This is a genomic window from Pseudomonas sp. CJQ_9 (genome assembly GCF_043106615.1).
Taxonomy (GTDB): Bacteria; Pseudomonadota; Gammaproteobacteria; order Pseudomonadales; family Pseudomonadaceae; genus Aquipseudomonas; species Aquipseudomonas juntendi.
In genome coordinates, this window is sequence record NZ_JBICMS010000103.1 from 104,755 (window position 1) to 111,942 (window position 7,188).

A 7,188-nucleotide genomic window follows, 5' to 3' on the forward strand; every position below is an offset into this window, starting at 1 on the left:
CGCTGCGCACGGCCGCTGCGCAGCGGGCTACGACCAAGGCCCGATGGCTGCTCGCCTTGACGTTATTTTCACAGTCCACAGATTAGCGTCACGCCCTTTCCGGCCACGCACATATTTGCGGGCTACCAAGGTACGACGAGGCACACGTGTCACATACCACTTCCCCTTCCCGCGTGGACTGGGCCGGCCTGGGCTGGCTCTTGCTGTTCTTCTGGTATTTCTCTGGCGTCACCCAGGCACTGCTGCTGTTCAGTGGCACTACCGGTTTCTCGGGTTTCCGTGATGCGTTCTTCCTCAGCAGCCTGTGGCTGGCCCCGGTGCTGCTGCTGCCCCGCCTTACCCGCGCCACTGCGGCGCTCATCGGCCTGCTGCTGTGGGCTGCTTCGCTGGTTGGCCTGAGCTATTTCGGCATTTATCGCCAGGAGTTTTCGCAGAGCGTCATCTTCGTGATGTTCGAGTCCAACACCGCCGAGGCTGGTGAGTACTTCAGCCAGTACTTCAGTGCCTGGCTGGGCCTGGCGTTGCTGCTGTACACCGTGGGGGCAGTGCTGCTGTGGCGCCGCGTGCGCCCGGTCTACCTGCCGCTGCGCAGCCGCCTGCCAGTGGTGGTGCTGTTGCTGGCAGCCAACCTGGTGCTGCCGTTCTACAAGCAAATGGTCACCCAGGAGCGCAATTTTGCCGATGCGCTGGAAAAGGTACAGCAGCGCATGGAACCTGCAGTGCCTTGGCAATTGCTGGTCGGCTACCGCCAGTACCGCCAGCAACTGGACAACATGCAGGCGCTGCTGGCGCAGAATGCTGCCCTGCCGCCCCTGCAGAACCTGCGTGACAACAGCGGTTCGGCACCGCGTACGCTGGTCCTGGTGCTGGGCGAATCGACCACCCGCGAGCACATGCACCTGTATGGCTACAACCGTGACACCACCCCCAACCTCGACGCGCTGGCCGCCGACGACAAGGGTTTGACCGTATTCCGCGATGTGGTGTCACCCCGCCCCTACACCATCGAAGTGATGCAGCAGATTCTGACCTTCGGCGACGAGCAGGCCCCGGACCGGTTCCTCACCGACCCATCGCTGATCAACCTGATGAAACAGGCAGGCTACAAGACCTTCTGGATCACCAACCAACAAACCATGACCAAGCGCAACACCATGCTCACCACCTTCTCGCAGCAGACGGACGTGCCGGTGTACCTGAACAACCAGCGCAACCAGAATGCCAGCCAGTACGATGACGTGGTGCTCGCACCGTTCGAGAAGGCCCTGCAAGACCCGGCCCCCAACAAGTTCATCATCGTGCACCTGCTGGGCACCCACATGGACTACCGCTACCGCTACCCGGACGCCTATGCGCACTTCACCGACAAGCAGGGCGCACCAAGTGCACTGACCGATGACCAGGTGAAAACCTACAATTTCTACGACAACGCAGTGCGCTACAACGACTTCGTGGTGTCGAGCCTGATCAAGCGCTACGCTGCCGGCAGCCCGAATGGCTTTCTGGTCTACCTGTCCGACCATGGTGAGGACGTATACAGTTCTGGCAACCACGACCGCCTGGGGCGCAACGAAAGCGCGCCGACCCGGCCGATGTACACCATTCCGTTCCTGGTGTGGACCTCACCCAGCTGGCAGGCCCAGCACCCGCGGGACCTGCAGGCAATGGCCAAGCGCCCGTACAGCAGCTCGCACCTGATCCATACGCTGTCGGATCTTGCCGGTTTGAGCTATGACGGCTTCGAGCCGGCCAAGAGCCTGGTGAGCGCGCAATTCGTGGCGGCACCGCGCTGGATCGGCGACCCCTACCGCAAAGCCGGCTTGCACCCGTTCGATCAGTTGCCTGGGGGCAAGGCAGCGGGTGAGCAGCAGACGGCCAGCCGCGAGGCTCAACAGTAAGGCAGGCGCCTGGGCTCTGCGGCGCAGCGCCTAACGCTGCGCTGCGCGGCGAGCCAGCAGCGCGTAACCCAGGCCCAGCACACCCAGCGCCAGTACCACCAGCAGCCCCATGAGCTCGCGGCTGTAGCGGGCCACGGTTGCCGGGAAGCCGATCACTTCGTGATACACCTGCACATTGGCTGCGCCGTCGGCATGGGTAATGCTGACGCCGCCCTGGCGGATCTGGGAATAATCGGCGTCGAAATACACCCACACCTTGCACCGGCTACCCGGCTCGATGACAGGGATGTCGACTTGCGCGGTAGCCTGCTCCAGCAGTGTGTCGTTGCCAGCAGCATCGCGCACCTGCACCAGGCCTTTGCCTGGCAGGCGCACTTTGACCTGGCGCACCGGCGCATCGCCACTGTTGTGCAGCTCGATGAGCAAGCCGGTACGGTGGTCCACCAACCCCGCCTCGAAAGGTTTGGCGAACAGCTGGGCGTACGGCAACTGAGCCAGTTCGACCAGGCGCTCGACCTGATCGTGGCTCAACTGCCCCTGGCTGATGCTGTTGATGCGCCCCTGCAACTGCTCATACTTGAGCTGGTCGCTGGCTTTGCTGATGCGCTCGCTGAACTGGCCAGGATAGGTGAGGTAGGCATACGTCAGTGACGCTTCCAGCCGCGGGTTGCCCCTGAACAACGCGTAGGCGGCCGACAGGACCATCAGGCCAACCAGCACCGCGACCAGGAGCTTCCCCACCTTGTCCCAACTCAATGCGAACCTCCTTTTGAGGTGATGCAGACGATTCAAACCGCCCAAGGGTGCCAAGTTCATGGCCCCCAGGCAACCCTGTCTACTCGATGCTCTCCTTCTCGCGCGCCTGGCGCATCTGCAGCAGCTGGCCATCGACCAGCGCCTTGGCCATGCCCGCCAGGTAGAACGTGGCCTTGATCATCACCTTGCGGTCACTTGGCCGGTCGATGGCCTTGCGCGTGATTTCAGTAATGCAGCCCATGATGGCCGAGGCTTCCGTCAGCGCGGTTCGTATCGGCAACTGCGGCCGCATGTGCACCAGTTCGGCATCGGGGTGGCCGAAACGGCTGGCCGCCGCCACCACATTGAGCGTGTTGTTGTCTTCGGGGGTGTCGTTTTCCATGTTCATTCCTCGGGGGGTTGAGCGTGCCGAGACTAGGCGGCGGCCTGGGCCACCACAATGACTTGAGCCTGGAACGGCTCATTTTCGGAAATGCCCTACAAAATTACCGTGCCGCCCCCCCTTGCACCCTGCCCCTTGACCGAGACCGGGCAGTGGCGGACGATCAACCACCCCCACTCAGGACGAACATCATGCTACGGATATTGGGCAGAGCCTCTTCCATCAACGTGCGAAAAGTCCTGTGGGCCTGTGCCGAATTCGAGGTCGCCTTCGAACGCGAAGACTGGGGTTCGGGCTTCAAGGCCACCGACACCGCGCAATTCCTGGCATTGAACCCCAACGCCATGGTTCCGGTGATCCAGGATGGCGACTTCACCCTGTGGGAGTCCAACAGCATCATCCGCTACCTGGCCAACCGCTATGGCGCCACCGCGTTCTACCCCGGCGAAGCACAGGCACGGGCCAGGATCGACCAATGGATCGATTGGCAAGCGTCAGACTTGAACCGCGCCTGGAGCTACGCGTTCATGTCGCTGGTCAGGCATTCGCCCGCCCACCAGGACCCCGTGGCGCTGGCGGCGGGTTGTGCGGACTGGGCGCGTTACATGCACATCCTCGACCGGCAACTGGCCACCACCGGGGCCTACGTGGCCGGTGCCCAGTTCACCCTGGCCGATATTCCTATCGGCCTGTCGGTCAACCGCTGGTTCGAAACGCCGTTCGAGCACCCGCACCTACCGGCTGTGCGCGACTACTACGAGCGCCTGAGCGAGCGCCCGGCTTACCATCTGCATGGCCGTAACGGCACCCCGTAAAGCCACTCGGCGCGGTCAGCCTGGCACATTGCAATGTGCCACGGCCGCCCCGCGGCCACGCCAGGCAAACAGCAGCACCAACACCAGGCCCAGCGCCGCCATCGTCGCCCCTGCCAGGGCAATCGCCGCGTAGCCCAACCCCACATTGATCACCGCGCCCCCCAGCGCCGCACCGATCGCATTCCCCAGGTTGAATGCACCGATGTTCACCGCCGAGGCCAGGTTGGGGGCATCCTTGGCCGCTTCCATCACGCGCATCTGCAGTGGTGGCACCAAGGCGAAGCTGGCCGCCCCCCAGACCAGGATCGCCAGTGCCGTGGGCAGTGGCCAGTCCAGCACCAGCGGGAACACCAGCAGCACGGCAATCAGCACCGCCAACGACAGGATCAAGGTGCGCTCGACTGAGCGGTCCGCTGCCTTGCCGCCCCACACGTTGCCCAAGGTCAGGCCGACACCGAACAGCACCAGCATGGCGGTGACGAACGTGGTGGACGCGCCAGCCTCGTTCTGCAGGATCGGCGCAATGTAAGTGAACACCGTGAACATGGCGCTGGAGCCCACCACGGTCAGCAACAACGCCGCCAGCACCGGCCCCCGCACGAGCACGCGGATTTCGGCCATGGCCCCGTCGCCTTTGGGCGAGGGTACGTTCGGCAGTGCATACCACAGCGTGGTCATCGCGATCAGGCCAAGCCCGGCGATGCCCCAGAATGCCGTGCGCCAGCCCAGCATTTCACCAAACCAGGTGGCCAGCGGCACCCCGCCGATGGTGGCCAGTGTAAGGCCCATGAACATCGCTGCCACTGCCCCGGCGCGCTTCTCGGGCGGTACCACGCTGGCGGCGACGATCGAGCCGATGCCAAAGAACGCGCCGTGGTTCAGTGACGTGACCACGCGGGCAACCAGCAAACTGGCGTAGTCACTGGCCAGTGCCGACATCAGGTTGCCCAGGGTGAAGATCGCCATCAAGCCGATCAACAGGTAACGCCGCGGGATCCTTACCGTGGCCAGGGTCATCAGCGGTGCGCCGATCAGCACACCGAGGGCATAGGCACTGACCAACAGCCCGGCAGCAGGTATGGAAACGCCAAGGTCAGTGGCGATGCTGGGCAACATGCCCATGGGGGCAAACTCGGTGACACCGATGCCGAAGGCACCGATGGCAAGTGCGACCAGAGGTGGATTGATACGCATGGCAAAAACTCCTTAGCTATGCGGCAAATGCTACGATCTGCTTCCCTGGCGCACTAGACAGCCTTTTTGCCAATCACCTTTGCTTGCGAGGCACAAATGGACTTCAGCGGTAGATCCGGTGAAATGGCGGTTTTCGCCAAGGTGGCGGACGCGGGCAGCCTGTCTGCCGCCGCCCGCGCCTTGAACCTGACCCCTTCGGCGGTCAGCCGCATTCTCGCCCGCACCGAGCACCGGCTGGGCACCCGCCTGCTGCTGCGCACCACCCGCGCCCTGACCTTGACCCCCGAGGGCGAGGCATACCTGCGCGGCGCGCGGCGGGTGCTGGCCGACCTGCAGGAAGTCGAGGATGCGATCGCCGACCAGGGCGTGCCGCGCGGGCGCTTGCGCATCAGCGCCGCGCAAGGGCATGCCCGCTTGACCGTGGTGCCGCTGTTGGCGGCGTTCAGCGCGCGTTACCCGCAGGTACTGGTCGACCTGACCATCAGCGACGAGGTGGCCGACATTCACGCCGGCCAGGCCGACGTTGCGCTGCGCTTTGGCCACCTGCCCGACAGCTCGCTCAGCGCCCGCCCAATTGGCGAAACCGGCCAGGTGGTCGTGGCCTCGCCGGAGTACCTGGCGCGCTGCGGTACGCCGCTGGTGCCTGAAGACCTGGCCGGCCACAACTGCCTGCACTTCAATTTCCGCCGGGCCGTAGCAGACTGGCCGTTCCGCCGCGACGGCGAGGTCTTTGCGTTGAAGGTGCGGGGCAACATCGAATGCAGCAGCGGCGAAGCACTGGCACAGCTGGCCAGGCTGGGGGCAGGCGTGGCCCGCATCGGCACCTTCACGGTGGCCGATGACCTGGCCAGCGGGCGCCTGCTTCCGCTGCTGGAAGCCTACAACCCTGACGACCGCGAGCCGATCCATGCCGTGTTCGTGGGCGGGCCGTCGATGCCGGCGCGGGTGCGGGTGTTCGTGGATTTTCTGGTGGAGCAGCTGTCACCCCCCCTTGTAGGCACTTGAACGCAGGGAAGGTTGGGTTATCGTGGGTCCCCCATAGTACTGCCAGGGCTCGACCACCATGCGCATTGTCATCCCCGACGACTATCAGGACGTGATCCGTACCCTCGACTGCTTCAGTCGCCTGCACGGGCACGATGTCCACGTACTGCATGCCCCCCAGCCAGCGACGCTCGAGCAATTGGCGGCACGCTTTGCCGACGCTGACGCGCTGGTACTGACCCGCGAACGCACCCGCATCGACGCAGCCCTGCTCGATCGCCTGCCAAGCCTCAAGCTGATCAGCCAGACCGGCAAGGTCTCCAGCCACCTCGACCTGGCCGCCTGTACCGCCCGTGGCATCGTGGTGACCGAGGGCCGGGGCTCGCCAGTCGCCCCAGCGGAGCTGGCCTGGGCGCTGATACTCAATGCCCGCCGCCAACTGGTGCCGGCCATCGATGCCTTCCGCCAAGGCCACTGGCAAGTCAACCTGGGGCAGGCACTGGCTGGCCAGGTGCTGGGTATCTGGGGCTACGGCAAGATCGGCCAACGCCTGGCCCGCTATGCGCAGGCGTTCGACATGCCGGTGCTGGTGTGGGGCAGCGACAGCAGCCGGGCTGCAGCCGCGGCGGATGGGCACCGGGCCGCGGCGTCACGCGAGGCGTTTTTTGCCGAAGCGGATGTTGTCAGCCTGAACTTGCGCCTGTCCGAGCAAACGCGGCACCGGGTAACGTTGGACGACCTGACACGCATGAAGGCGGACGCCCTGCTGGTGAACGTGAGCCGCGCGGAACTGATTGCGCCAGGGGCGTTGCTGCAAGCACTGGATACAGGCCGGCCAGGTTATGCGGCGGTGGATGTGTACGAGCAGGAGCCGGTGCTCGACCCCGGCCACCCCTTGCTGCGCCACCCGCGTGTGCTGGCCACGCCCCACCTGGGGTATGTGGAAAAGACCGGCTACGAGCTGTATTTCGGTGATGCCTTCGACAATGTGCTGGCGTTTTTTGGGGGGGCACCGCAGAACGTTGCCAACCCGCAGGTGCTGGGGGCAGGGAACTGAGTGTTTGCCAGCAGATATGCAGCGCCTGTGAGATCGAGCGCCGCCCGCGCGGCGCTTCGCGGGTAAACCCGCTCCTACGTTTGTTTCGGGCCAGTATTGCCT

The 7,188-nt window shown here is 64.6% G+C and carries 7 protein-coding genes; 4 read left to right on the forward strand and 3 right to left on the reverse strand.

All coding sequences use genetic code 11. The features are described 5' to 3' along the window. The first annotated feature begins 146 nt into the window (after positions 1 to 146). Positions 147 to 1,898 carry a phosphoethanolamine transferase CptA gene (locus tag ACF8SD_RS23790; protein WP_173889782.1) on the forward strand — a complete coding sequence of 584 codons (1,752 nt, stop codon included), beginning with the start codon at positions 147 to 149 and terminating at the stop codon, positions 1,896 to 1,898. Positions 1,899 to 1,928: 30 nt separating this feature from the next. On the opposite strand, the gene ACF8SD_RS23795 is transcribed toward ACF8SD_RS23790, so the two are convergent. Together ACF8SD_RS23795 and ACF8SD_RS23800 are read right to left on the reverse strand one after the other, a co-directional pair. Then, positions 1,929 to 2,654: a hypothetical protein gene (locus tag ACF8SD_RS23795; RefSeq protein WP_029886081.1), complete on the reverse strand. Its 726-nt coding sequence runs from the start codon at positions 2,652 to 2,654 to the stop codon at positions 1,929 to 1,931. 79 nt (positions 2,655 to 2,733) lie between these two features. After that, positions 2,734 to 3,036 (reverse strand): DUF3077 domain-containing protein, encoded by a 303-nt coding sequence (locus tag ACF8SD_RS23800; protein WP_173889784.1) that lies wholly within the window; start codon positions 3,034 to 3,036, stop codon positions 2,734 to 2,736. A 191-nt stretch (positions 3,037 to 3,227) separates the two neighbouring features. On the opposite strand from ACF8SD_RS23800, the gene ACF8SD_RS23805 reads away from it, so the two are divergent. Next, positions 3,228 to 3,851, forward strand: a complete 624-nt coding sequence (locus ACF8SD_RS23805; RefSeq protein WP_173889786.1) for a glutathione S-transferase family protein — start codon at positions 3,228 to 3,230, stop codon at positions 3,849 to 3,851. A gap of 15 nt (positions 3,852 to 3,866) precedes the next feature. Here ACF8SD_RS23805 and ACF8SD_RS23810 read toward each other — a convergent pair whose 3' ends face one another. After that, the gene (locus tag ACF8SD_RS23810) at positions 3,867 to 5,045 is read right to left on the reverse strand and encodes an MFS transporter (RefSeq protein ID WP_173889787.1); all 1,179 of its coding nucleotides are present in this window, start codon (positions 5,043 to 5,045) and stop codon (positions 3,867 to 3,869) included. Positions 5,046 to 5,141: 96 nt separating this feature from the next. Here ACF8SD_RS23810 and ACF8SD_RS23815 point away from each other — a divergent pair, with 96 nt between their 5' ends. After that, the gene (locus ACF8SD_RS23815) at positions 5,142 to 6,050 is read left to right on the forward strand and encodes a LysR family transcriptional regulator (RefSeq protein ID WP_392485263.1); all 909 of its coding nucleotides are present in this window, start codon (positions 5,142 to 5,144) and stop codon (positions 6,048 to 6,050) included. Between the two features lie 58 nt (positions 6,051 to 6,108). Next, positions 6,109 to 7,086, forward strand: a complete 978-nt coding sequence (locus tag ACF8SD_RS23820; RefSeq protein WP_392485264.1) for a D-2-hydroxyacid dehydrogenase family protein — start codon at positions 6,109 to 6,111, stop codon at positions 7,084 to 7,086. Positions 7,087 to 7,188: the final 102 nt, after the last annotated feature.

Coding starts and splice junctions, on each gene's coding strand:
- ACF8SD_RS23800 (WP_173889784.1), bottom strand. CDS start 3,036: ATGGAAAACGACACCCCCGAAGACAACAACACGCTCAATGTGGTGGCG.
- ACF8SD_RS23805 (WP_173889786.1), top strand. CDS start 3,228: ATGCTACGGATATTGGGCAGAGCCTCTTCCATCAACGTGCGAAAAGTC.
- ACF8SD_RS23810 (WP_173889787.1), bottom strand. CDS start 5,045: ATGCGTATCAATCCACCTCTGGTCGCACTTGCCATCGGTGCCTTCGGC.
- ACF8SD_RS23815 (WP_392485263.1), top strand. CDS start 5,142: ATGGACTTCAGCGGTAGATCCGGTGAAATGGCGGTTTTCGCCAAGGTG.
- ACF8SD_RS23820 (WP_392485264.1), top strand. CDS start 6,109: ATGCGCATTGTCATCCCCGACGACTATCAGGACGTGATCCGTACCCTC.